Here is a 23280-nt window from a genome sequence, read left to right as displayed (position 1 = left end):
GTCACATCCTCTCGGGAGCGGAGACGCCGAGCAGGTACAGGCCGTTGGCGATCACCGTGCGGGTGGCGTTGTTGAGCCAGAGCCGAGCGCGGTGCAGGTCGGTAATCTCCTCGTCACCCAGCGGCAGCACCCGACAGTTGTCGTAGAACCGGTGGTAGGAGGCGGCGACGCTCTCCTCCAGGTAGCGGGCCACCCGGTGCGGCTCCCGCAGCTCGGCGGCCGTCGCCACCACCGCGGGGAACTGGGCGAGCGCCTTGAGCAGCTCGTTCTCCTTCTCATGATCGAGCAGCTCGGGGCGGAACGCCTCGGCGTCGCCCGGGACCAGCCCCACCTCGGCGGCGTTGCGGGCCACACCCGCCGTACGGGCGGCGACGTACTGCACGTAGTAGACCGGGTTGTCGCGAGTCGCCCGGGTCCACAGCTCGATGTCGATGTCGATCGGGGAGTCGCTGGAGTAGCGGGCCAACGCGTACCGGGAGGCGTCGACGCCGATCGCCTCGACCAGGTCCTCCAGGGTGATCACGGTGCCGGCCCGCTTGCTCATCCGCATCGGGGCACCGTCGCGCAGCAGGTTGACAAGCTGCCCGATGAGGATCTCCAGGTTGCGCTCCGGGTCGTCGCCGAAGCAGGCGGACATCGCCTTCATCCGGCCGATGTAGCCGTGGTGGTCGGCGCCCAGCATGATCACGACCCGCTCGAAGCCGCGCTCACGCTTGTCCAGGTAGTAGGCGCAGTCCGCGGCGAAGTACGTCCACTCGCCGTTGGACTTGCGCAGCACCCGGTCCTTGTCGTCGCCGAAGTCGGTGGTGCGCAGCCAGGTGGCGCCCTCGGACTCGTAGAGGTGCCCCTGCTCACGCAGCCGGTTCAACGCCAGGTCGAGCTCACCCCGGTCGTGCAGGTCCTTCTCGTTGAAGTAGGTGTCGAACTCCACCCCGAAGTCGCGCAACGAGGTGCGGATCTCGTCGAACATCAAGGCGACGCCCTCGACCCGGAAGACCTCCTGGGCGGCGTCGTCGTCGAGCGAGCGCACCTCCGGCCGACGGGCCTGCACCTCGGCGGCGATCTCGGCGATGTACGCCCCGCCGTAGCCGTCCTCCGGTGCCGGCTCACCCTTCGAGGCCGCGAGCAGCGAGCGGGCGAACCTGTCGATCTGCGAACCGGCGTCGTTGAAGTAGTACTCCGTGCCGACGTCGGCGCCGGTGGCCCGCAGCAGCCGACTCAACGCGTCACCCACGGCCGCCCAGCGGACCCCGCCGATGTGCACCGGCCCGGTCGGATTCGCCGAGACGAACTCCAGGTTGATCTTCTCGCCGGCGAGCCGGTCACTGCGGCCGTACTCCGCGCCGGCCTCGACGATCACCCGCGCGAGCTGACCGGCCGCGGCGGCGTCGAGCCGAATGTTCAGGAAGCCCGGCCCGGCGATTTCCACCGATTTGACACCCGGCGCCCGGCCCAGCTCGTCGGCCAGGGCCGTAGCCAGCTCCCGGGGCGGGACGCCCACCTTCTTGCTCAACTGCAGCGCGAGCGTCGAGGCGTAGTCGCCGTGCTCGGGGTTGCGCGGTCGCTCCACCACCGTGCTCGCCGGCAGCGCCGCGCGGTCGAGCCCCCGCTGCTCGAAGATGGCGTGGGCGGCGGCAAGGACGACCGAGGCTAGTTCTGCAGGAGTCACCCAACCATGTTATCGGGGGTAGACTCGGGCACTCGGCGGCTCCCCTGCGCGTCATCCGGCCCGCCACTCCCCTGCCCGACCGACTTGACGAGGCACGATGAGCATCAGCACCCCGGGTGGCCCTGAGCGCCGCCCGACCGTGGTCAGCACCGGCAAGAAGCCGGCCGCGGGCCGGCCGGCGCCCGGCGCCAAGGCCGGTTCCGGCAAGCCGACGGGCTCCCCCCGGGCCGGCGGCAAGGGCCCGCGCAAGCCGGTCACCCCGGTCAAGGTGAGCCAGGGCCGCGCCTGGGGGCCGATCGCGCTCTTCGTCGCGGTGGGCGTGCTCGCGGCCGGCATCATCGGGTACGGCGCCTGGGCGTCGTTCCAGGGCTCCAAGCCGTGGGACAAGCGGGCCAACGCCATCGACGGCATCGTCAACATCCGCAAGACCGACAAGGACAGCCTGAAGTACGAGTCGCACAAGTCGGGCCCGCTGACCTGGAAGTACTCGCCGCCGGTGGGCGGGGTGCACAACGCCGCCTGGCAGAACTGCATGGGCGACGTGTACGACGCCCCGATCGCCAACGAGCACGCGGTGCACAGCCTGGAGCACGGCGCGGTGTGGATCACGTACCGCCCCGACCTGCCCAAGGACCAGGTCGACAAGCTCGCCGGCAAGGTGCGCGGTGTCGAGAAGACGCTGATGAGCCCGTACGAGGGCCTGGACAAGCCGATCTCGCTGCAGGCCTGGGGCTACCAGCTCAAGGTCGACAACGCCGACGACTCGCGGATCGACGAGTTCATCAAGGACCTGCGGGTGAACGCCTCCGTCGAGGGCCCCACGGCGCTCTGCAACACCGGCATCACCGCCACCGGCACCACGCCGCGTGAGCTTCAGCAGCAGCAACAACCGCCCACCCAGTAAGGACGGCAATGACCGCTCCGGCAACCACCGACAGCGAGTACGACGAGATCCCGGCCGCCCCGGACGAGGGCGGCCGGGCCCCGGCGTCGCGTTACGGCGTGCTGGCTCTCGCCATCATGCTGGTGGTGGGGCTCCTCCTCGGCTACGCGGGCGGTCTGCTCACCCCGCGGCTCACCCGCCCCGGTGACGCCTCGGTCGAGGCGGGCTTCGCCCGGGACATGACGACCCACCACGCGCAGGCGGTGGAGATGAGCCTGATCGCGTACCGGTCGGCGACCCTCCCCGAGGTACGCCAGATCGCCGTCGACATCGCCACCGGGCAGCAGGGCGAAATCGGCGCGATGCAGACCTGGCTGCGCGAATGGGGCCTCAGCCCGACCGGGTCGAAGCCGCCGATGTCGTGGATGTCCGACGGGGCCACCGTCAAGGACGGGCTGATGCCGGGCATGGCCACGCCGCAACAGATGACCGCCCTGCGCAACGCTCAGGGCATCGAGGTCGACAGGCAGTTCCTGACCCTGATGTACGACCACCACCTGGGCGGCATCCACATGATCGACGCGGCGCTGGGCGCGACCGACAACGCCGAGGTGGTGCGGGTGGCACAGACCATGAAGAACACCCAGCAGACCGAGTTGAACAACCTCCGGCAGCTCCAGGCGCAGGCCAAGGGCTGACCGACCGAACGGGCGCACCAGGCCCGCGTCCCCGCCGAGGTTGGCGGTGACGCGGGCCTGGTGCCATGTCGACACCAACGCACCCCACGGCCTTGTCTTGATCGACTCGGTTTTCAGGAAACCGCGCTGTCCGCGTGGCTGGGACACCCCGACTTCCAGAAACCCGAGTCGATCTAGGCGGGCCGGCCGCCCATCTGGGGCAATCACCCTACTTTGTACCCTATGGGTGTTTTGCGTGGCACAGGCGATTACGTTGCTTAGAGAGTTTTCTACCCACATATCGTGACCAGTTGCGATTCGTGCTCGTTGCCCAAGACGTGGGGGTTGCACTCAGAGACGCACGGCGTTCGGTCACCAGTTGGTGCCGACGCCACACCATCGGTGGTGACGGGGCGGTGGCAGCCGTCCGTCGCGGACAGCGGCAGGGCGAGCCGGGAATGCTCAGCCGCGAACAGGAACTCGAGTTGATCGACACGCTGCGGGGCGTCCACCCCGACGAGTTCGGCTTGGACGAGGAGCTGTGGACGCGGCAGAGCCTCACCACGCTCATCCAGCGGCGCTTCGACCTGCCGTTGGACGCTGGCGCGGTCGGGGCGTACCTGCGGGCCTGGGGGTTGGGTCCGCGGGAGCCGCGCGAGCGGGCCTGCGGTCTCTGCGTCAGCGCGGTCGAGCGTTGGGTCCGCAGCGAGTACCCGGCGATCACCCGGGCCGCCCAGGAGCACCTCGCGGAGGTCTACTGGATCGGCCGGGTCCGGCTGCGCGGCACGATGCCGGCGGCGGACGTCATCTCCGCTGTCTCGTCTCGCGGTCGGGTGCGCTTCATGATCACCACGCCGACGGTGGACCCGCCGCTGCCCCGCGACTTCGTGTTGCGGCTCAGCGGCGAGGAGCAGCGCACCGTCCACCTGATCGTGGACGGCTCCTGGCCGCGCAACGAGTGGCCGCGCCGGCTCCCTCGGCGAATCGTCCTGCACCCGCTGCCCAGCTGCGGGCGGGCGGTAGCCGCCTGAGCACCGGGTGGGCCGGTCCGACACGATCGGCTCACCCGATACCGATTCGGCGTACGCAGGGGAGGTTTGCTAGTCTTCTCCAGTCGCTGAGCCCCCGTAGCTCAGGGGATAGAGCACCGCCCTCCGGAGGCGGGGGCGCAGGTTCGAATCCTGCCGGGGGCACCACCGATCACCAGCACGACGAAGCCGCTGACCTGCCGAGACAGGCCAGCGGCTTTTGCACATCTGTACGACTGTGTATGGCCAAAAACGGACCTCTACGGGTGTCCGCACCAAATACGCGCCAAGTTTTTCTCCGCCCTACGTGTCGGTGACCGGGCAACCTTTGCCATAGAGGTCGGCGAGGCCGTATCCGCTGCCCTTCGCATCGTTGACGTGTGGGCTGCGGGCAGACGGCTGACGACCGATGACAACGTCGCCTATGTACCTTCACTGTGCCACTACCTGCGCTGTGCCGCACCGCGGGTAGGTCAGCGCGAGGTCCGGCCGGTCCGTTCCCAGAGCACTCGCCGGAGGAGATCTTCCGACAGCTTGAGGCCGACGAGACAGGCTTCCGTGAGCACCACTGGTTCATGCGGTGGAGCGAGGACGGGGGTCGAAGAACCAGGCGCCCCTTACCCGGCCGGGGCGATGCGAGGAGCGCCCTCACGACGTGCGCCGCCCGGCTCCCTCAGGTTGAGCATTACCCGGCCCCGCGCCAGACATCCCCGTCACCGCGTCCCGTCGGTTACGGCCGACCGGCAACATGAGGGTGGCGGCGCTGGCCGGTGTGAGCATCGACTACTACATACGTCTGGAACGCGGCAAGGAAACCCGTCCGAGCCCCTCCGTGGTCGAGGCGCTGGCCGACGCGCTCCGCCTCAACCAGGAGGAGAGCGGCTTCCTGCACGAGCTGGCGGCGCGGGCGGCGCGGCGTGCGCCCGAGCCCCGTCCCCTGCCGTCACGGCGGGTCCGTCCGACCGTCACGCAGCTTCTGGAGACGCTCCGGCCCAACCCGGCGTACGTCGTGAGCCGCACCAACGACCTGCTGGCGGCCAATCCCGGCGGGCTGCGGCTGCTCTACGGCCTCGCTGACTGGCCGGAGCGGCAGCGGAACACCGTCCGGTACACCTTCCTGCACCCAGCTGCCCGCGAGCTGTGGGCGGACTGGGAACAGAAGGCCAAGGGGTGCGTCGCCCAGTTGCGGGCGATCGCTGGCACCGATCCGGATGCCCCGGATCTCGCCGCACTTGTAGGTGAGCTAATCGTCAAGAGCCCCGACTTCAATCGGCTCTGGGAGCGGTACGAGGTGCACACGATCGGCGACGGCGAGAAGACGCTCCGACACCCGGAGGTCGGCACCATGACGCTCTCGCACGAAGGGCTGTCCCTCAACCGCGCACAAGGCCAGCGCCTCGTCATCTACATGGCGCCGCCCGGCAGCCCGGACCACGACAAGATGACGCTCCTCGACCTCGCCGCCTCCGGCCCGTCCGTCGGTTCCCGCGAGACGGCGCCCGGTCTCACCCTCTCGGAGACAGGGCTACTAGCTTAAGTAGGAACGTCTCCGACGTAGTCGTTCCCATGTTCCACGGCTCCTGCCGGGGGCAATGCGCCGGTTCGGCTCATCCTGACACGCGTTGGACGCCAAGTGTCGGTTTCCGAAGTCGACTGCACTGATTTCCGAAGTCCTGCGCACCGGCATTGCGAAGGGCGGTCCGGGATTGGGAGCCGCCCTGTTCGGTTCTGGGGGTCAGCATCGTTGGACGCCGCTCAGGTACCTGTGTTGCTACCTCCCACGACATCGGTGCCAGCCTGTCCGCTTCGACATGCGGTAGGGATCGTCCTTACCAGGGGATGACGCCTTCGTCGTCGAAGAACGCGGCGGACGGGCCGTCGTCGGGCAGCGTGGCGAGCCGGATCGCTGTGGCCGCGCCCTGCTCGGGGGTGCGCGAGCCGTGGAAGCCGGTGAAGGCGGTCGCGACCAGGCCCGGGCAGGGTGGCGTTGATCAGGATGTTCGTATCAGCGAACCGCCGGGCATTACGGTGGCCGAGCTGCTGCCGAGTGAGCAGGCGCGGTTCGTCCTCGACGACATGACCTACTGGCTGTTGGTCGGCTACGGCGACGACCCGGGTCGAGCCAAGCTGTCGATCGAACAGGGGAGCCGCGCGGCGGCCAGCGAGCGCAGGTGATCAAGAATGTCGCCATGCTGTTTCTCGTGTTGCTCCTCGCCGCACTCGCCGGGGCTGTCACCGCGACGGTCCTCACCGTCCGTGGCATCAAATCGGCGTTCCGGAGAGGCGAGCGCGACCGGCGGGGTTGGCTGCGGACGGTGGCGCTCCTCGCCGGGGCCGGCACCGTCGCCATGTACGCGTGGGGGCTGCTCCACCTCGGCTACGCGGTGATGCGGGCAGAGGACGGCGGCGCCGGTTCCTTCCCGATCGAACCCTGTCGGGAGGCCGGGCCGCAGCGGGCGAGCCAGGTCAACGGGTACGAGGTCAGCTACCTGCCGATCCGCTTCGAGTGCCGCCTCAGCGGCGGCGGCACCTATGTCACCTCATCCGTGCCCGGGTACGTCAACCCGACCACGACAGTCCTCGGGCTGCTCACCGCCACCTGCGGGGTCCTCGCAGCCAGGACGGCACAGCGCGAGCCGTCGCCGCCGGTCGCGTAGACGTTCGACCGGCGGCGACGGCTCTCGCTCAACTGCCGACGTACGCCGCCAGGTGCTCGCCGGTGAGGGTGGAGCGGGAGGCGACGAGGTCGGCGGGTGTGCCCTCGAAGACGATCCGGCCACCGTCGTGGCCGGCGCCGGGGCCGAGATCGATGATCCAGTCGGCGTGCGCCATGACCGCCTGGTGGTGCTCGATGACGATCACCGATTTGCCGGCGTCGACCAGGCGGTCGAGCAGGCCGAGCAGTTGTTCGACGTCGGCCAGGTGCAGACCGGTGGTCGGCTCGTCGAGGACGTAGACCCCGCCCTTCTCGGCCATGTGGGTGGCCAGCTTGAGTCGTTGCCGCTCCCCGCCGGAGAGGGTGGTGAGCGGCTGCCCCAGGCTCAGGTAGCCGAGCCCGACGTCGGCGAGCCGATTGAGGATGGCGTGCGCTGCCGGCGTACGCGCCTCGCCGGCGCCGAAGAACTTCTCGGCCTCCGTCACCGACATCGCCAGCACCTCGCTGATGTCGCGACCGCCGAAGCGGTATTCCAGCACCGACGCCTGGAACCGCTTGCCCTCGCAGTCCTCGCAGGGGGCGGCGACCCCGGCCATCATCCCGAGGTCGGTGTAGATGACGCCGGCGCCGTTGCAGCTCGGGCAGGCGCCCTCGGAGTTGGCGCTGAACAGCGCCGGCTTCACACCGTTGGCCTTCGCGAACGCCTTGCGGATCGGGTCGAGCAACCCGGTGTACGTGGCCGGGTTGCTGCGCCGTGAACCGCGGATCGCGCCCTGGTCGATCGACACCACGCCCGCGCCGGCCGGGATCGACCCGTGCACCAGCGAACTCTTGCCGGAGCCGGCGACGCCGGTCACGACGACGAGCACCCCGAGGGGTACGTCGACGTTCACGTCCTGGAGGTTGTTGGCGGTGGCGCCCCGGATCTCCAGCTTGCCGGCGGGTTTCCGCACCGTCTCCTTGAGGGCCGCCCGGTCGTCGAGGTGGCGGCCGGTGATGGTGCCACTGCCCCGCAGGCCCGCCACGGTGCCCTCGTAGCAGACGGTCCCACCGTCCGTGCCGGCACCGGGCCCGAGGTCGACGACATGGTCGGCGATGGCGATGGCTTCCGGCTTGTGCTCCACGACCAGCACGGTGTTGCCCTTGTCGCGCAGTTGGAGCAGCAGCTCGTTCATCCGTTGGATGTCGTGCGGGTGCAGCCCGATGGTCGGCTCGTCGAAAACGTAGGTGACGTCGGTGAGCGAGGAGCCGAGGTGGCGGATCATCTTGGTGCGCTGCGCCTCGCCGCCGGAGAGGGTGCCCGACGGCCGGTCGAGCGAGAGATAGCCCAACCCGATCTTCTCGAACGAGTCGAGGAGGTGTTGCAGGCCCGCCAGCAGCGGGGTCACCGAGGGCTCCTCGATTTCCCGTACCCAGGCGGCGAGGTCGCTGATCTGCATCGCGCAGGCGTCGGCGATGTTCTTACCCTTGATCTTCGACGACCTGGCCTCCTTGCTGAGCCGGGTGCCGGCACACTCGGGGCAGGTCGTGAACGTCACCGCACGCTCCACGAAAGCGCGGATGTGCGGCTGCAACGCGTCGATGTCCTTGGCGAGGAAGGACTTCTGGATCGATGGGATCAGGCCCGCGTACGTCAGGTTGATCCCGTCGATTTTGATCTTGGTCGGCTCCCGGTGGAGCAGGTCGTGCAGTTCCCGCTTGCCGAACTTCGCGATCGGCTTGTCCGGATCGAAGTAGCCGCAGCCACGGAAGATCCGGCCGTACCAGCCCTCCATGCTGTAACCCGGGATGGTGATCGCGCCCTCGTTGAGCGAGAGGTTGTCGTCGTAGAGCGCCGACAGGTCGATGTCGGTCACCGCGCCCATGCCCTCGCACCGCGGGCACATGCCGCCGAGCCGGTTGAAGGTCGCCTTCTCGGTCTTCGTCTTGCCGGCACCGCGATCCACGGTGATCGCACCTGTCGCCTTCACCGAGGGGACGTTGAAGGAGTACGCGTTGGGCGAGCCGATGTGGGGCTGCCCGAGGCGGCTGAACAGGATGCGCAGCATCGCGTTGGCGTCGGTGGCAGTGCCGACCGTCGAGCGGGAGTTGGCGCCCATCCGCTCCTGGTCCACGATGATCGCCGTGGTCAGGCCGTCCAGTAGGTCGACCTCGGGCCGCGCCAGCGTCGGCATGAAGCCCTGCAGGAAGGCGCTGTAGGTTTCGTTGATCATCCGCTGGGACTCGGCCGCGATGGTGCCGAACACCAGCGAACTCTTGCCGGAGCCGGAGACACCTGTGAAGACGGTCAGCCGCCGCTTCGGGATCTCGACGTCGACGTCCTTGAGGTTGTTCACGCGCGCGCCCTGCACGCGGATCAGGTCGTGACTGTCGGCGACGTGCGGCTTGCTGGCCGTGCTCATCGTGTCTCCCTGTGTCGGGCGCGGACGGTTCAGCGCACTTCCTGGATGCGGACCATATTGCCCGCCGGGTCGCGGAAGGCGCAGTCGCGCACGCCGTACGGCTGCTCGGTCGGCTCCTGGACCACCTCGGCGTCGCTGGCCTCCAGCTTGGCGAAGGTGGCGTCGAGGTCGGTGGTGGCCAGGTTGACGCCGAAGTAGCTGCCCTTGGCCATCAGCTCGAGGATGGTCTGCCGCTCGTCGTCGGTGATGCCGGGGTTGGCGGTTGGTGGGTGCAGGACGATGGCGGTGCTGGGCTGGCCGACCGGCCCGACCGTGATCCACCGCATCCCCTCGTAGCCGACATCGAGGCGGACCTCGAAACCGAGGATGTCACGGTAGAAGACCAGGGAGGCCTCCGGATCGGTGTGCGGAAGGAAGCTTGAGTGAATGGTGATGTCCATGCTGGTCACGCTAGTTGCGGCTCGGTGACCCGCGCTTCTCGATTCCTGACCGGTCTGGTCACCTGCTTCGCCACGCACGACGGCATGCCCGCCGTCGCCTGCGCCGCCTGCCGCCGGTAGACGCTGGGCGGCACCCCCACCAATTCGGTGAAGCGGGTGCTGAAGGTGCCCAACGACGAACAACCCACCGCGAAACAGATGTCGGTGACGCTCAGGTCGCCACGGCGCAGCAGGGCCATCGCCCGCTCGATCCGTCGGGTCATCAGGTAGCTGTAGGGAGATTCGCCATAGGCCAGCCGGAACTCGCGGCTGAGGTGCCCGGCCGACATGTGCGCGCCACGGGCCAGCGCCTCGACGTCCAGCGGCTGCGCGTACTCCCGGTCGATCCGGTCGCGGACCCGGCGCAGCCGCGCCAGGTCGCCCAGTCGCTGCGTCGCGTCGGGTTTGCTGCTCACCTGGGAAATCGTGCCACAACCCACCGACAATCGGCCGGTCGCGGACGCGAGCGGGGCCGACGAGTCGGTCAGCCGGCCTCGCGGCGGGCGCGGGCCCGCCGCTTGCCCTCGTGCATGGCCTGCACCCGGGCCACCGGGATGGTCCGGCCCTCGGCGACCAGATCGGTGGGAAGCGGTTGTGGGGCCGGCATCAGCGCGGCCCAGGGGTCGCCGTCGGCGAGCAGCGACGGCGCGGTCCGGATGGTGAAGTCGGCGGGGGTCACCTCGGTCAGATCGGCCCAGTCGACCGGGAACGAGACAGGCATCCCGGGGCGCAGCCGGGGGCTGTACACGGCAGCGACGGTCGCCCCGCCCGCCCGGGTGGCGTCCACGAAGACCCGGCCACCCCGGTCCTCCTTGATGTACGCCGTGGTGGCCACCGCCGGGTCGAGTCGCTCGGCGCGGACGGCGAGCGCCCGGGTGGCGGCGGCCAACTCCTCGGCCGTGGCCTCGTCGGTCACCGGCACGAAGACGTGCACGCCCTTGGCGCCGCTGGTCTTTACCGCACCGGCCAGGCCGGCGTCGGCGAGCGCCTGGCGGACCAGCAGAGCCGCGGCGACCGCCGCGCGGAACCCGTCGCCGTCCGGCGGGTCCAGGTCCAGGATCAGGTGGGTCGGGCGGTGCAGGTCCGCGACGGTGGCCAGCGTCGGGTGGTACTCCACAGCCCGCTGGTTGGCGAACCAGAGCAGGGTGCGGCGGTCGTCGCAGAGGGCGTACGAGATCTCCCGGTGCGACGCCTCGGCCCAGACCGGCGCCCGACGGACCCAGTCCGGGGTGTACCGGGGCAGATTCTTCTGCATGAACGGCGGCTGGCCGGGGCGGACCCTGATCACCGACAACGGCCGGCCCCGCAGGTGCGGGAGGATCCGGTCCCCGACCGCGTCGAGGTAGTCGACCAGGTCACGCTTCGTCGCGTCATCGCGGTCGGACAGCGGCTGGTCCAGGTTGGTCAGGGCCACGCCGTCCCGGGTCTCGTCAGCCTCACTCACCCGACCACCTTCGCGGCCCCGCCGCCGTCGGTCAACCTGCCCTGCCGATCGGCCCGGTGCCGGCGGTCAACCTGCCCTGCCGATCGGTCCGGGTGGGTCGGGTGCCGGGCAGCGTGGTCAGTGCCACCAGCAACGCGGCGGCCACCAGGACGGCGGCCACGGTGAACGCCACCCGGTAGCCACCGGCCAACGCGGCCGTCTCGGCCCAGCCGGCGGCCCGCAGCCCGTCGCTGCGGGCGGCGGCCAGGGTGGCCAGCGCGGCCAGGCCGACGGCGCCGCCAACCTGCTGGGTGGTGTTGGCCAGGCCGGAGGCGAGCCCGGCGTCGGTGTCGGTCGCGCCGGCCATGGCCACTGTGGTGACCGCCGGCAGGGTCAGGCCGCCGGCCATGCCGAAGACCAGCATCGCCGGGAGTACGTCGGCGAGGTAGGCGCCGTCGGTGGGCAGCCGGGCGATCAGCAGGAAGCCGACGGTTGCCAGGCCCAGCCCGACCAGCAGGACGGTCCGGGCGCCCCAGCGGGCGATCAGCCGACCGGCCAGGCCGAGCGAGACCACGGCGATCACCACCGGGGTGGGCAGGAAGGCCCAGCCGGTCGTGGCCGCGTCCAGCCCGAGCACCAGTTGCAGCTCCACGGCGAGCAGGAACTGGAAACCGAAGTACGCGGACACCATGAGGAACTGCACGGCGTTCGCCGCCACCAGACCTGGGACGCGCAGCACCCGGGACGGCACCAGCGGGGTCGCCGCCACCCGTTGGCGCAGCGCGAACCCGCCGAGCAGCAGCGCCGCGAGGGCCACCGCGCCGAGCGTCCGAGGGCTGGTCCAGCCGTGTTCGCCGGTTCCCACGATGCCCAACACGGCGGCCATCAGACCGGCGGTGGCGAGCAGCGCGCCGGGCACGTCCAGGCCGGCGCGCAGGCCGATCCCGCGCTCGGCCGGGAGTCGGCGGAGGGCCGCGACGAGGATGGCCGCTCCGATCGGCACGTTGACCAGGAAGATCGTCCGCCACCCGGCGGCCTGGGTGAGCACCCCTCCGGCGACCGTGCCGACCGAGGCGCCGGCCGCGCCGGTGAAGCTGAAGACGGCGATGGCGCGGGCCCGCTCGGCCGGTTGGGGATAGAGCCGGACGATCATGCCGAGGCTGACGGCCATGGCCAGCGCCCCGCCGACGCCCTGGCCGAACCGCGCTCCCACCAGCAGGGCCGGCCCGGTGGCGACCGCGCAGGCCAACGAGGCCAGGGTGAACAGCGCGACGCCGGCCAGGAAGACCCCGCGCCGGCCGAGTAGGTCGCCGAGGCGGCCGGCGAGCAGGAGCAGCCCGCCGAACGCGACCAGGTAGGCGTTTACCACCCAGGCCAGGCCGGGGGCCGTGAAGCCCAGGTCGCGTTGTACGGCGGGCAGCGCCACCGCTACGACGGTGCCATCCAAGATGATCATCAGGCTGCCGGCGCAGAGCACCAGCAGCGCCGGCCAGCGGGATGGGACGACACGCTCCATGGAACCCTCCTTGGTGCACGGTTTGTTACCGAGGTCATCGTCTGTGACCATGAACGGGAGCGGAAGGAGGCACTTTGATGTCCCAGAGGAACAGCGATGTGTCCGCGCTGGTCGAGGCCGAGCTGACCTGCGCGGCCGAGAACGTGCCGTTCACCCCGGGTCAGGCTCGGGCGTGCACCGTCCGCGAGGTGCTCGACCGGGTCGGCGGCAAGTGGAGCATCGGCATCCTGGTGGCCGCCTCGCACGGCCCGGTGCGCTTCACCGAGCTGGAGCGGCACGTCGAGGGCATCAGCCGCCGGATGCTCACGCTCACGTTGCGTAACCTGGAACGGGACGGCCTGCTGCACCGCACCGTCTATCCGACCGTCCCGCCCAAGGTCGAGTACAGGGCCACCCCGATGGCGCTGGAGCTCTACGAGTCACTTGTCGCGCTGACCAGCTGGGCCGAGCGGCACCGCCGGGCCATCGCCGAGGCGCGGACCAGGTACGACACCCAGCACACCGGGTAAAACCCGCAAGTGGTGTGGCGAACGCCACCGCTTCCGTCTGACCGATCGGTCAGGGTCTGACCGATCGGTCAGGCATGCTGGTCTGCGGGAGGTGGACCACGCATGGTCAGAGCGGCACCCGACACGCACGGCGAGATCCTCGCCGCGGCGGCGCGGCAGTTCACGGTCACCGGCTACCGGGGCACCTCCCTGCAGGACATCGCCCGGGAGGTCGGCTGCTCCAAGGCCACCGTGCTCTACCACTTCGCCAACAAGGAAGCCCTGCTCGCCGAGCTGATGGCCCCCGCGATCGAGGTGCTCCGCGGCCTCGACGACCAGCTCAACGGGCTGACCGGCACGGCCGCCCAGGAGGTCGCCGCAACTGGCTTCGTCGACCTCGCGGTCCGCTTCCGGCGGGAGATCGCCGTACTGCGCGGCGAGTTCCCGGAGCTGCTGTGCCAACCGGCCTTCGCGCACATCCAGCAGATCTCCGATCGGCTGCGGGACGCGCTGGCCGGGCACTCCGACCGGCCGGGCGCCCGGATCGCCGCGCTGGTGCTGCTCGCCGGCATCTCCGAGGCATGCGCCGAGTTCGCCGACATCCCCGACGACGAACTGCGCCCCGCCCTGCTCACCCTCGCCCGACGGACCGTCGAACCCGTCGACGCACCCCTGCCCCATCCACCCACGACCGAGGACAAGGACTCCTGATGGCCACCCTGCTCTACCGGCTCGGCCGGGGCGCGTTGCGCCGGCGACGGCTCGTCGTCGCGCTCTGGCTCGTCGTACTCGTCGTCGCCGGCCTGGCCGCGGCGACCCTGCGCGGCCCGACGGCGAGCAACTTCACGATGCCCGGCACCGAGAGCCAGCGCGCGCTCGATCTGCTCGCCGACCAGTTCCCCGCGGCCAGCGGCGCCACCGGCACCATCACGGTCAAGGCGCCCGCCGACGGCCAACTGGCCACCCCGCAGGGTCAGGCCGTGGTGCAGGAGCTCGTCCAGCAGGCGTCGACGCTGCCCGGCGTGGTTGGCGCGGTCAACCCGCTCCAGGTCGGCGCGGTCTCGCCCAACGGCCGGTACGCGCTGGTCCAGGTCCAGTTCGCCACCGGCGGGGACGACGTGACCGACGCGCAGCGCACCGCGTACGAGCAGGTTGGCGCAGCGGCCAAGGCACAGGGTTGGCAGGTCGCCCCCGGCGGTGAGGTGCTCGGCGGCGAGCCGGAGATCGGCTCCACCGAGGCGCTCGGCGTCCTGGTCGCCGCGATCGTTCTGATCATCACGTTCGGTTCCCTGGTCGCCGCCGGTATGACGATGCTCAACGCGCTGATCGGCGTGGGCGTCGGCATGGCCGGACTGTTCGCGCTGAGCGGCGTCGTCCAGCTGACCAGCACCGCGCCGATCCTGGCGTTGATGCTCGGTCTCGCGGTCGGCATCGACTACTCACTCTTCATCACCTCCCGGCACCGGCAGAACCTGCTCGACGGCCTGTCTCCGGAGGAGGCGGTCGGCCGCGCCGTGGGCACCGCCGGCTCGGCCGTGGTCTTCGCCGGCGCCACAGTGGTCATCGCCCTGGCCGGGCTCGCTGTGGTGAACATCCCGTTCCTCACCGTGATGGGTCTCGCCGCCGCCGGCACGGTCACCGTCGCCGTCCTCGTCGCCATCACCCTCCAGCCGGCGCTGCTCGGCTTCGCCGGTCGCCGGGTGCTCCCCCGCCGACTGCGCGCCGTTCCCGCCGACGGCACCGCCGCCGACGAGGACGACACCGACGTCACCGACCGGCCGGCCGCGACGACGACCGAAGACCGCAACGGGTTCGGCTTCCGCTGGGCGCGACTGATCACCCGGTTCCGCGTACCGGTCATCCTGGTCGGCCTGCTCGGCCTGGGGCTGCTCGCGCTGCCCACGCCGGACATGCGGCTGGCCCTGCCGGGCGCCGCGACGGCCGCCGTCGGCTCACCCGCCCGGGTGGCGAACGACCTGACCGTCGAGGGCTTCGGAGCGGGCTTCACCGGCCGGCTCGCGGTGGTGGTCGCCGGTGACACGTCACAGGCCACCGCGGCCGCCGTGCCGCAGGTCACCGCCCTGCTCCAGCGCACCGAGAACGTCCTCGCGGTGGCACCGCCCCAGCTCAGCCCGGATGGACGGACCGCGCTGCTCGGCGTGGTGCCCAAGACCGGCCCGACCGACGAGGCCACCGAAACCCTGGTCCACGACATCCGTGGCGCGGTGAGCGGGATCCCCGACGCGGACGTGCTGCTCACCGGCGTCACCGCCATCGGCATCGACGTCTCCGAGAAACTGTCCGACGCGCTACCGATCTACCTGTTGCTGGTGGTCGGGCTCTCGGTGCTGCTGCTGATGCTGGTGTTCCGCTCGCTGCTGGTGCCGGTCAAGGCAGCGCTGGGCTTCCTGCTCACCGTCGCCGCCACGTTCGGCATCACGGTGGCGGTCTTCCAGCAGGGGCACCTCGCCGACCTCGTCGGCCTGGACACGCCCGGCCCGCTGATCAGCTTCCTGCCGATCCTGCTCATCGGCATCCTGTTCGGGCTCGCCATGGACTACGAGGTGTTCCTGGTGTCCCGGATGCGGGAGGACTTCGTCCACGGTGAGACCGCCCGACAGGCCACCATCAGCGGCATGGGGCACGGCGCCCGGGTGGTCACGGCCGCCGCGCTGATCATGATGTCGGTCTTCGGGGGCTTCGTCTTCCTGGAGGACCCGGTGATCAAATCGATGGGCTTCGCGCTCGCCATCGGCGTCGCCATCGACGCGTTCGTGGTCCGGATGACAATCGTCCCGGCGGTGATGTCGCTCCTCGGCGACCGCGCCTGGTGGCTGCCCCGCTGGCTCAACCGCGCCCTGCCCAACGTGGACATCGAGGGCGAGGGCCTGCGCACCCACCTGGAGGAGCAGACCCCAACCCGAGTCTGACCCCCCGCCCCACCCCCACGGTCGATCATGGAGTTGTGGTGCCCGTCGTGCCCCGATCAGAGGCCTTCGTCCGGCACCACAACTCCATGATCCACGCGATCGCCCCGCGTCAGACGCCCGCCGGGTAGGTCTCCATCTCGCCCGGGGCCGCCGGCACCGGCAGCGGGTGCAGAGCTGTGGTGTCGTCGCACCAGATGAAGGCGTCATAGCGGTCGCCGAGCCGGGTGGGCACGTAGTTGCCCCAGGACTCGAACGACGGGTCGTAGACGACCCCGATCGCCCGGTGGTCCACGGTGTCGGTGACCCAGCCCGGCTGGTCGTCGCCGCCGAAGATCAGCACCGCCCGCTCCGGCATCAGCTCGTGCAGCCGCCGCTCGATCGACCCCTCCCGAGCCGGGGGCACCACCATCGCCTCCGGCGGCGAACCCCAACGGGGTGCGGCGATCACCGTGCCCCGGTAGCTGCCGAAGCCGACCAGGGCCACCGCGTCCTCGCCGTGCCGCTCCCGGGCCAACTGGCCAATGTTGATCATCCCGTCGGCGGCCATGTCGGTGGCCCGCGCGTCCCCGACGTGCGTGTTGTGCGCCCAGACGACGCCCCGGGCGTCGGGGCCGTACCGGTCCAGCAGCCGGTCCAGCGTGTCCTGCATGTGGGTGTCGCGGATGTTCCACGAGTCCGGCCCGCCGGCCACCATCGCCCGGTAGTAGCGCTCGGCGCCGGCCACCACCTCAGCGTTCTGCCAGGCCGAGAAGCGATCCGGACCGTCGGAGAGGGCATGCTCGCGAGTCCGGGCGAGCAACCGGACGACCTCCTCCTCGCAGCGGGCGGAGACGAACCGGCTGGCCATGCCGTACTCCTCGACCCTCTTGCCGTACGGCTCGAAACACCGGTACGCGTCCTGCGCCGCCTCCAGCGACTTCGGGTCCTCCTCCCCCAGGTAGTCGAAGATCGCCTGCATCGACTCCCAGAGGCTGTACACGTCGAGGCCGTGGAACCCGGCCCGTTGCTCCTCCGGCCGCTCCACGTTCCAGGCCCGCAGCCAACTGGCGAACCGGCCCACCTCGGCATTGGCCCACATCCAGGTCGGCCATCGCTCAAACTGGTGGAGCGCGAGTTGCGGTTCGAGCGCGCCCCCCGGCGCGGCCGTCACCGAGCGATGCACCCGATCACAGTCCGGCCAGTCACCCTCAACGGCGACGAAGGAGAAGCCGCACTCCGCGATCAACCGGCGGGTGAGCTGCTCCCGCAACCGGTAGTAGTCGTAACTGCCGTGGGTCGACTCGCCGATCATCACCACCCGGGCGTCACGAACGCGCTCCAGCAACGGGTCGAAATCGCTCGGCGCGCCGAGCCGCTGAACCAGCATGCCAGCGGCTACCCGGCCGCCGCTGCGGCAAACCGTGGGCGCGTCGCGGGCCGACACGCCGGCCGCCAGGCCGTCGTGGGAGCCAACCACTCCGGTGTACGACCACCGCGAGCGGGTAGCCGGCCGACATGACCGTCACCGGGGTTCAGTTGCAGGAGTACCTCGCCGGGCTCGACTACCCGGTCTCCCGCGAGGACCTGATCCGCTGGGGTCAGGAGAACGGAGCCAGCACGGCGATGTTGCAGATGCTGCAGGCCCTACCACCCGAGCAGTTCAACTCCCCCGACGAGCTAAACGCCGCCCTCTCCACCCCCACCTAACCACCCAACCTCCCGACTTCGGTGATCATGAAGTTATTGCCATCTGGCACGGCGTGTCGCGCCGCTAACTTCATGATCACCGGGGGCCGAGGTGGGGTGAGCCAGGGTTCAGTGGGGGTTAGGGGATCTGGATGGTGCGGGATTCTGCACGGGCGAGTTCGGCGGCGGCCAGGATGCCTACCACCTCACGGCCGAAGCGGACGTCGCAGCGGTGGTCCCGCGTGCCGGCCCGCACCTGCTCGACGAGTTGGTCGATGGCGACGCCGAACGCGGTGGCGGCGTCGTTCTCGCCGAACGGGACGTCCTCGATGCCGTTCTCGCCGTAGAACACGAACTCCCGGGCCATCGACTCGGTCGGGGCATCCAGGGACAGCGAGGCGCTGCTCGTGGCACCGCCTTCGTGGGTGAGCAGCAGATGCACCATTCCGCTCGGGCCGTCCATCGCCGCCACCTGCGTCACCCGGCCCAGCACCGGCAGAAGGATCGACAGCGCGTGCGGGGCGATGTCCCAGAGTGCCCCGTGCTCCCGACGCCACAACGAGCCGCCGTACGGGCTACCATCCTGGAAGATCGAGGCGAACGCGGTGGTCCGACCGTGCTGCCAGCCCTCGGCGGCGGCGGTGGCGGCGAGGAACGCGGTCACGTTCGGCTGGAACCGCTGGGTGAAGAAGACGACCGAGGCCACCCCCGACTCCTCGGCGGCGGCCACGACACGGTCGGCGTCGGCCACGCTGAGCGCCAACGGCTTGTCCAGCAGCAGGTGCCGACCGGCGCGGGCGGCCCGGACGGCGATGTCGGACTGGATGTCCGGCGGCAGCGCGACGGCGATCGCCTCGCACTGCTCGATCAGCGCGTCGACGTCGGCGTAGGCGGGCACCCCGTACCGCTCGGCGAGTGCGGAGGCCCGCTCCGGGTTGCGACCCCACACTCCGACCAGCTCCGCGTCGGGATGTGCGTGCAGCGCCGTCCCGTGCGTCTCGATCGCCCAGTGACCGGTGCCGAACAAGCCGAACCGCAGCACGTGTACCTCCGCTGTTTCCCCACCCCGCAGCAACGCCACGGACCTGATCCACGCTAGTCGCCTCACCGGGGGCACCGGCGGCGGGTCGAACAACCGGAGCAGCTCACGGTCCGTGCCGCTGTGGGGTGACCTGGTGCGGCGGGTGCCTGTAGAGCTGCCCCAGGGGTGGGGCGCCGCGCCCGGCAACCGGCGCGCCCCATCCGCAGCGCAGCTCTGAAGCGAGCGGCGCATACGGCCCTGTCCCGCTGTCGAAACCTGCCCGCTGGTCGCTGGTCGCTGGTCGCTGCCCGCTGACCACTGGCCGCTGGTCGCTGGTCGCTGGTCGCTGACCACTGGCCGCTGGTCGCTGACCGCTGACCACTGGCCGCTGGCCGCTGACCACTGGCCGCTGGCCGCTGCTGGGGATGCCGCGCTGCCGGGGCGACCGGGAGGCGGATGGCGGGTTCGACGGCGTCCCGCGCAGATCTTGGACACTTTCCGTTCGGCCTGAACAGTTACGAGCTAACGGAAACTGCCCAAGATCTCACGACGCGCGGCCAGGACGCGGCCGACGTGCCGCGGGCGGCAGCCGGCCCAGTGGCAGAGACGCCGACGGCGCCACACGGGCGGCCAGACCAAGCGCAGCCAGACCGAGCGGCGAGACCAAGCGCGGCAAGACCGGGAGGCCGGACCGGGAGGCCGAACCGGGAGGCCGAACCGGGAGGCCGAACCGGGAGGCCGAACCGGGAGGCCGAACCAAGCGCGGCCAGACCGGGCAGCCAGACCAAGCGCCGAGACCAAGCGCGGCCAGACCGGGCAGCCAGACCAAGCGCCGAGACCAAGCGCTACCAGACCAAGCGCGGCCAGACCGGGCGGCCAGGCACGTCAGCCAGGCGGAGGCACCTGCTTACTACGACGGTTAGTAGGCTGTGCCGGTGACCGAGGCAACGACCGGGTGGGTCCGGTGACCAGCGTGGGCGCCGACTCTCCGGTGGACGGGATCGTCGCGACCGTGCCGATCGTGCTGTCGCTGCTCGTGGCGGTGTGGGCGCTGGTGTCGGCGGTACGTCAGCGGCCGCCGGACCGGGTGCAGTTCGTCGGTCTGGCCGTACTCGAAGTGGCGTTGCTGGTGTTGAGCGTGCTGGCGCTCGTCGCGGTCGGCGGCGGGGATCGGCCCGGCGAGCCCGGTGCCTTCTTCGGCTACCTGGTCACGCTGGTGTGCCTGCCGCCACTGGCCTGGGTGCTGGCCCGGATGGAACCGACGCGGTGGGGCTCGGCGATCGTGTGCGCGGTCTGCCTGGTGGCCCCGGTGGTGGTGGTCCGCTTGCAGCAGACCTGGGAGGTGCTCGGTGGTTGAGACAGGGTCGGCTCGGCAGCGTACGAACTCCGGCCCGGGTCGGCTGTTGATCGCGGTCTACCTGCTCTTCGCCATCGCGGCGACGAGTCGGGCGGGTCTGCAGATCGCCACCAAGTTCGACGAGGCGCCGGTGGCGTACCTGCTCTCCGGGGTGGCCGCGCTCATCTACATCGTGGCGGCGGTGGGGTTGGCCCGCGCCGGGCACGCCGGCCGTCGGGTCGCATTGGCGTGCTGCTCGGTGGAGTTGGTCGGGGTGGTCGCGGTCGGCGTCCTGAGCGTGGTCGACAAGGACCTCTTTCCGGACGAGACGGTCTGGTCGCAGTTCGGCAGCGGGTACGGCTACATCCCGCTGGTGCTGCCGGTGCTCGGCCTGATCTGGCTGTGGCGCACCCGCGGCGCACCCGCCTGACCCGCCGCACACCCGGACCAGGACCCGCCGCACACCCGGACCAGGACCCGCCGCACACCCGGACCAGGACCCGGCGCACACCCGGACCAGGATCCCGCCGAGGACCTGGAGCACACCCCGGCGAGGACCCGACGCAGACCCACGACGAGGGCGCCCCGCCGTGCAGGGGCGCCCTCGTCGGCGGTGCGAGGTCAGTCCCGTGGGCCGCCCGCGACGTAGATGACCTGGCCGGAGACGAAGCCGGCGCCCTCGCTCGCCAGGAACGAGATGGTGTGCGCGACGTCCTCCGGCCGGCCGGGGCGACGGACCGGGATCTCGGCGGCGGCGTGCTTCTGGAAGTCGTCGAAGTCGACCTTCATGCGGGCGGCGGTGGCGGCGGTCATGTCGGTGACGATGAAGCCGGGTGCGACCGCGTTCACGGTCACCCCGAACGGCCCCAGCTCGATGGCGAGAGTCTTGGTGAAGCCCTGCAGACCGGCCTTGGCTGCGGCGTAGTTCGCCTGGCCCCGGTTGCCCAGCGCGGAGGTGCTGGAGAGGTTGACGATCCGCCCCCACCTACGGTCCACCATGTGCTTCTGGGCGGCCTGGCTGAACAGGAACGCGCCGCGCAGGTGCACCCCCATCACGGTGTCCCAGTCGGTGTTGGTCATCTTGAACAGCAGGTTGTCGCGGAGCACACCGGCGTTGTTGACCAGCACGGTGGGCGCGCCCAACTCGGTGGCGATACGGCTCACCGCCGCCTCGACCTGGTCCCGGTCGGACACGTCGGCGCCCACCCCGAGCGCCTGGCCGCCGGCGGCGGCGATGGCGTCCACCGTCTCCTTGGTGGCCGCCTCCTCGATGTCGACCACGGCGACCGCCATTCCGTCGGCGGCCAGCCGTCGGGCGGTGGCCGCGCCGATGCCGCGTGCGGCTCCGGTGACGATGGCGACGCGGGACTCCTCCGACATGATTACCTCCCGGTAACTTGGGGTCGATCGGAGGAGCTTAACCTCAACAGGCCGGCCCTCGGCATAGGCGAATCCACCGGTATCCGTAGCCGGAGACCTTCACCGCGCCGAGCTTGCCCAATTCTCCGTAGCCACGGTCGGCGAGCACGTCGATCGGCAGGTCGGCCTCCGGTTCGAGGCTGCTGAGGTCCACCTCGACGTCGTCGGTGCCCAGGTTGTGCACGAAGACCATCGTCCCGGTCGGCCCGTCCGCCCGGTGGGTCAGCACGCCGGGCGGCACCGGCACGTCGATGTGGCTGGTCGAGCCGGAGCCGATCTCCGGGGCCTCCCGCAGCGTACGGATCATGCGCTCGAACCAGGCGAGCAGCGACTTCGGGTCGCCCCGCTGGGCGGTGACGTTGACGTTCTGGTAGCCGAACTCACCCTTGTCGATGACCGGGCGGATCAGCTTCTCCGGGTCCGCAGTGGAGAAGCCGGAGTTCGGCTGGTACGACCACTGCATCGGGGTACGGATCGCGTCCCGACCGCGCAACGACAGGTCCTCGCCCATCCCGATCTCCTCGCCGTAGCGCAGAACCGGCGTGCCGCGCATCGAGAACTGGAGGGCGTACGCCAGCTCGATGCGCCGCCGGTCGTTGCCGAGCATCGGGGCGAGACGGCGGCGGATGCCCCGGTCGTAGATGCGCATGTTCTCGTCCGGGCCGAACTCCGCGTACACCTGGTTGCGCTGTTCGGTCGTCAGCCGGGACAGGTCGATCTCGTCGTGGTTGCGCAGGAAGGTGGCCCACTGACCACCGACCGGCAGCTTCGGGGTGTCGTGCAACGCGTCGATCAACTGCTCCGGGTCCTGCCGAGCCAGGGAGAGCATGAGTCGCCCGTTGAGCATGAAGTCGAAGAGCATGTGGATCCGGTTGCCGGAACCGCTGGCGTCACCGAAGAACGTCGGTAGCTGGTCCGGCTCGACGTTCGCCTCGGCCAGCAGGACGGCGTCGCCGCGGCGCCACTGGACGTGCTGGCGCATCTCGGTGAGGAACTCGAAGTCCTTCGGGGAGTTCGGGTTGCCCGGCTCGGTCAGCTCGATGATGAACGGCACCGCGTCCATCCGGAAGCCGGAGACGCCGAGCTGCAGCCAGAACGACATGATCTTCTTGATCTCGGCCCGGACCTGCGGGTTGGCGAAGTTGAGGTCCGGCTGGAACTTGTAGAACCGGTGGTAGAACCACGCCTTGGCGGTCCGGTCGTAGCTCCAGGTCTCGTCCTGCTCGCCGGGGAAGACCATGCCCTGGTGCCGGTCGTCCGGTTCGGTGTCGGACCAGACGTACCAGTCCCGGTACGGCGAGTCCGGCGAAGAGCGGGCGGACTGGAACCACGGGTGCTCGTCGGAGGTGTGGTTGACCACCAGGTCGATGATCACGCGGATGCCCCGGTTCTGGGCCTGGTGCAGCAGCTCGGCGAAGTCCCCCAGGCTGCCGAAGCGCGGGTCCACGTTGTAGAAGTCGGTGGCGTCGTAGCCGTCGTCGCGGTTGGGCGACGGGTGGATCGGGTGCAGCCACAGGCAGGTCACCCCGAGCCGGGCCAGGTAGTCCAGCCTTCCGATCAAGCCACGGATGTCACCGACCCCGTCGCCGTCCGAGTCGGCGTACGTGTCGATGTCGAGGCAGTAGACGACGGCTTCGGAATACCAACGGTCACCCATGTCGGAGGAACATCTCCGATCGGTCACCGCG

General features: G+C 70.4%; 22 protein-coding genes and 1 tRNA gene. 13 read left to right on the top strand and 10 right to left on the bottom strand.

Annotated features, from left to right (window positions below; translation table 11 throughout):
• Position 1 precedes the first annotated feature (1 nt).
• Positions 2–1669, bottom strand: a complete 1668-nt coding sequence (gene argS, locus ACLQ3B_RS20785) for an arginine--tRNA ligase (RefSeq protein WP_425782362.1) — start codon at positions 1667–1669, stop codon at positions 2–4.
• A gap of 97 nt (positions 1670–1766) precedes the next feature.
• Here argS and ACLQ3B_RS20780 point away from each other — a divergent pair, with 97 nt between their 5' ends.
• The 7 genes from ACLQ3B_RS20780 (at position 1767) to ACLQ3B_RS20750 (ending at position 6914) form a co-directional block, all read left to right on the top strand.
• Positions 1767–2573: a DUF3105 domain-containing protein gene (locus tag ACLQ3B_RS20780; protein ID WP_425782361.1), complete on the top strand. Its 807-nt coding sequence runs from the start codon at positions 1767–1769 to the stop codon at positions 2571–2573.
• 8 nt (positions 2574–2581) lie between these two features.
• Positions 2582–3250: a DUF305 domain-containing protein gene (locus tag ACLQ3B_RS20775; protein ID WP_425782360.1), complete on the top strand. Its 669-nt coding sequence runs from the start codon at positions 2582–2584 to the stop codon at positions 3248–3250.
• A gap of 317 nt (positions 3251–3567) precedes the next feature.
• Positions 3568–4260, top strand: coding sequence for a winged helix-turn-helix domain-containing protein (locus ACLQ3B_RS20770; protein ID WP_279519737.1), 693 nt, complete (start codon positions 3568–3570; stop codon positions 4258–4260).
• Positions 4261–4350: 90 nt separating this feature from the next.
• Positions 4351–4425 (top strand) — tRNA-Arg (locus tag ACLQ3B_RS20765).
• A gap of 580 nt (positions 4426–5005) precedes the next feature.
• Positions 5006–5794 (top strand): helix-turn-helix transcriptional regulator, encoded by a 789-nt coding sequence (locus ACLQ3B_RS20760; protein ID WP_425782359.1) that lies wholly within the window; start codon positions 5006–5008, stop codon positions 5792–5794.
• Between the two features lie 353 nt (positions 5795–6147).
• On the top strand, positions 6148–6432 hold the full coding sequence (locus ACLQ3B_RS20755) for a hypothetical protein (RefSeq protein WP_425782358.1): 285 nt from the start codon (positions 6148–6150) through the stop codon (positions 6430–6432).
• A 14-nt stretch (positions 6433–6446) separates the two neighbouring features.
• Positions 6447–6914 carry a hypothetical protein gene (locus ACLQ3B_RS20750; RefSeq protein ID WP_425782357.1) on the top strand — a complete coding sequence of 156 codons (468 nt, stop codon included), beginning with the start codon at positions 6447–6449 and terminating at the stop codon, positions 6912–6914.
• Between the two features lie 28 nt (positions 6915–6942).
• Here the strand turns inward: ACLQ3B_RS20750 and ACLQ3B_RS20745 are convergent, their stop codons facing one another.
• The 5 genes from ACLQ3B_RS20745 to ACLQ3B_RS20725 form a co-directional block, all read right to left on the bottom strand.
• Positions 6943–9315: an ATP-binding cassette domain-containing protein gene (locus ACLQ3B_RS20745; RefSeq protein WP_425782356.1), complete on the bottom strand. Its 2373-nt coding sequence runs from the start codon at positions 9313–9315 to the stop codon at positions 6943–6945.
• A 29-nt stretch (positions 9316–9344) separates the two neighbouring features.
• On the bottom strand, positions 9345–9755 hold the full coding sequence (locus tag ACLQ3B_RS20740; RefSeq protein WP_425782355.1) for a VOC family protein: 411 nt from the start codon (positions 9753–9755) through the stop codon (positions 9345–9347).
• A 5-nt stretch (positions 9756–9760) separates the two neighbouring features.
• Entirely contained in the window at positions 9761–10210 is a 450-nt protein-coding gene (locus ACLQ3B_RS20735; RefSeq protein WP_425782354.1) for a helix-turn-helix transcriptional regulator, read from the bottom strand.
• Positions 10211–10278: 68 nt separating this feature from the next.
• Positions 10279–11238, bottom strand: coding sequence for a DNA polymerase domain-containing protein (locus ACLQ3B_RS20730; protein WP_425782353.1), 960 nt, complete (start codon positions 11236–11238; stop codon positions 10279–10281).
• A 31-nt stretch (positions 11239–11269) separates the two neighbouring features.
• The gene (locus ACLQ3B_RS20725; protein WP_425782352.1) at positions 11270–12733 is read right to left on the bottom strand and encodes an MFS transporter; all 1464 of its coding nucleotides are present in this window, start codon (positions 12731–12733) and stop codon (positions 11270–11272) included.
• A gap of 74 nt (positions 12734–12807) precedes the next feature.
• On the opposite strand from ACLQ3B_RS20725, the gene ACLQ3B_RS20720 reads away from it, so the two are divergent.
• The 3 genes from ACLQ3B_RS20720 to ACLQ3B_RS20710 all read left to right on the top strand — a co-directional run bounded on the left by ACLQ3B_RS20720 (position 12808) and on the right by ACLQ3B_RS20710 (position 16151).
• On the top strand, positions 12808–13242 hold the full coding sequence (locus ACLQ3B_RS20720; RefSeq protein ID WP_425782351.1) for a winged helix-turn-helix transcriptional regulator: 435 nt from the start codon (positions 12808–12810) through the stop codon (positions 13240–13242).
• Between the two features lie 102 nt (positions 13243–13344).
• Complete coding sequence (locus tag ACLQ3B_RS20715) at positions 13345–13932, top strand: TetR/AcrR family transcriptional regulator (RefSeq protein ID WP_425782350.1); 588 nt, start codon at positions 13345–13347, stop codon at positions 13930–13932.
• Complete coding sequence (locus ACLQ3B_RS20710; RefSeq protein WP_425782349.1) at positions 13932–16151, top strand: MMPL family transporter; 2220 nt, start codon at positions 13932–13934, stop codon at positions 16149–16151. Before ACLQ3B_RS20715 ends, ACLQ3B_RS20710 begins: the two co-directional genes overlap by 1 nt.
• 109 nt (positions 16152–16260) lie before the next feature.
• Here the strand turns inward: ACLQ3B_RS20710 and ACLQ3B_RS20705 are convergent, their stop codons facing one another.
• On the bottom strand, positions 16261–17517 hold the full coding sequence (locus ACLQ3B_RS20705) for an erythromycin esterase family protein (RefSeq protein ID WP_425782348.1): 1257 nt from the start codon (positions 17515–17517) through the stop codon (positions 16261–16263).
• 128 nt (positions 17518–17645) lie between these two features.
• Here ACLQ3B_RS20705 and ACLQ3B_RS20700 point away from each other — a divergent pair, with 128 nt between their 5' ends.
• Positions 17646–17837, top strand: a complete 192-nt coding sequence (locus ACLQ3B_RS20700; protein WP_091405965.1) for a DUF2795 domain-containing protein — start codon at positions 17646–17648, stop codon at positions 17835–17837.
• A 118-nt stretch (positions 17838–17955) separates the two neighbouring features.
• Here the strand turns inward: ACLQ3B_RS20700 and ACLQ3B_RS20695 are convergent, their stop codons facing one another.
• Positions 17956–18858 (bottom strand): Gfo/Idh/MocA family protein, encoded by a 903-nt coding sequence (locus ACLQ3B_RS20695; RefSeq protein ID WP_425782347.1) that lies wholly within the window; start codon positions 18856–18858, stop codon positions 17956–17958.
• Positions 18859–19801: 943 nt separating this feature from the next.
• Here ACLQ3B_RS20695 and ACLQ3B_RS20690 point away from each other — a divergent pair.
• Positions 19802–20194: a hypothetical protein gene (locus tag ACLQ3B_RS20690; protein ID WP_425782346.1), complete on the top strand. Its 393-nt coding sequence runs from the start codon at positions 19802–19804 to the stop codon at positions 20192–20194.
• Positions 20187–20603, top strand: coding sequence for a hypothetical protein (locus ACLQ3B_RS20685; RefSeq protein WP_425782345.1), 417 nt, complete (start codon positions 20187–20189; stop codon positions 20601–20603). Before ACLQ3B_RS20690 ends, ACLQ3B_RS20685 begins: the two co-directional genes overlap by 8 nt.
• A gap of 191 nt (positions 20604–20794) precedes the next feature.
• Here the strand turns inward: ACLQ3B_RS20685 and fabG are convergent, their stop codons facing one another.
• Positions 20795–21553 carry a 3-oxoacyl-ACP reductase FabG gene (gene fabG, locus ACLQ3B_RS20680; protein ID WP_425782344.1) on the bottom strand — a complete coding sequence of 253 codons (759 nt, stop codon included), beginning with the start codon at positions 21551–21553 and terminating at the stop codon, positions 20795–20797.
• 43 nt (positions 21554–21596) lie between these two features.
• Positions 21597–23249 (bottom strand): alpha-amylase family protein, encoded by a 1653-nt coding sequence (locus ACLQ3B_RS20675; protein ID WP_425782343.1) that lies wholly within the window; start codon positions 23247–23249, stop codon positions 21597–21599.
• Positions 23250–23280: the final 31 nt, after the last annotated feature.

It is taken from the genome of Micromonospora sp. DT53, assembly GCF_049841535.1.
GTDB lineage: Bacteria > Actinomycetota > Actinomycetes > Mycobacteriales > Micromonosporaceae > Micromonospora.
This window is presented reverse-complemented; position numbering and strand designations above follow the sequence as displayed.

Bases quoted from the DNA above. Each gene is read 5' to 3' on its own strand.
- ACLQ3B_RS20780 (WP_425782361.1), top strand. From the start codon at position 1,767: ATGAGCATCAGCACCCCGGGTGGCCCTGAGCGCCGCCCGACCGTGGTC.
- ACLQ3B_RS20775 (WP_425782360.1), top strand. From the start codon at position 2,582: ATGACCGCTCCGGCAACCACCGACAGCGAGTACGACGAGATCCCGGCC.
- ACLQ3B_RS20760 (WP_425782359.1), top strand. From the start codon at position 5,006: ATGAGGGTGGCGGCGCTGGCCGGTGTGAGCATCGACTACTACATACGT.
- ACLQ3B_RS20750 (WP_425782357.1), top strand. From the start codon at position 6,447: ATGCTGTTTCTCGTGTTGCTCCTCGCCGCACTCGCCGGGGCTGTCACC.
- ACLQ3B_RS20745 (WP_425782356.1), bottom strand. From the start codon at position 9,315: ATGAGCACGGCCAGCAAGCCGCACGTCGCCGACAGTCACGACCTGATC.
- ACLQ3B_RS20740 (WP_425782355.1), bottom strand. From the start codon at position 9,755: ATGGACATCACCATTCACTCAAGCTTCCTTCCGCACACCGATCCGGAG.
- ACLQ3B_RS20725 (WP_425782352.1), bottom strand. From the start codon at position 12,733: ATGGAGCGTGTCGTCCCATCCCGCTGGCCGGCGCTGCTGGTGCTCTGC.
- ACLQ3B_RS20715 (WP_425782350.1), top strand. From the start codon at position 13,345: ATGGTCAGAGCGGCACCCGACACGCACGGCGAGATCCTCGCCGCGGCG.
- ACLQ3B_RS20710 (WP_425782349.1), top strand. From the start codon at position 13,932: ATGGCCACCCTGCTCTACCGGCTCGGCCGGGGCGCGTTGCGCCGGCGA.
- ACLQ3B_RS20705 (WP_425782348.1), bottom strand. From the start codon at position 17,517: ATGCTGGTTCAGCGGCTCGGCGCGCCGAGCGATTTCGACCCGTTGCTG.
- ACLQ3B_RS20700 (WP_091405965.1), top strand. From the start codon at position 17,646: ATGACCGTCACCGGGGTTCAGTTGCAGGAGTACCTCGCCGGGCTCGAC.
- fabG (WP_425782344.1), bottom strand. From the start codon at position 21,553: ATGTCGGAGGAGTCCCGCGTCGCCATCGTCACCGGAGCCGCACGCGGC.
- ACLQ3B_RS20675 (WP_425782343.1), bottom strand. From the start codon at position 23,249: ATGGGTGACCGTTGGTATTCCGAAGCCGTCGTCTACTGCCTCGACATC.